This is a genomic window from Leifsonia sp. SIMBA_070 (genome assembly GCF_046534635.1).
In the GTDB taxonomy this organism is placed as follows: domain Bacteria; phylum Actinomycetota; class Actinomycetes; order Actinomycetales; family Microbacteriaceae; genus Leifsonia.
In genome coordinates, this window is record NZ_JAWRYK010000984.1 from 1 (window position 1) to 233 (window position 233).

General features: G+C 68.2%; 1 pseudogene. It reads right to left on the reverse strand.

The window, feature by feature from the left end:
* Positions 1 to 233, reverse strand: a pseudogene (locus SB754_RS23105) (SAM-dependent methyltransferase); the annotation flags it as partial.

Sequence of the window (233 nt, forward strand, 5' to 3'; positions counted from 1 at the left end):
CGAGCACCGTCCGGGCCGCGGGAGCGGCTTCGGCAACCAGCCGTGCCAACTCCCGGGCCATGGGGAGGTAATGGCCCGCTCCGAGGAAATCGACGCGCGCCTGCACCATCTCCGCCGTGTCGGCGGAAAACTTGGTGCCTGCTCCGGTCAGCAGGTTGAAGTATCCCTGGCGCGCAGCGTCAAAGCGGTGGCCCCTGCCGCAGGCGAGAAAAGGCGTTTCGGCTGCGTGTGCT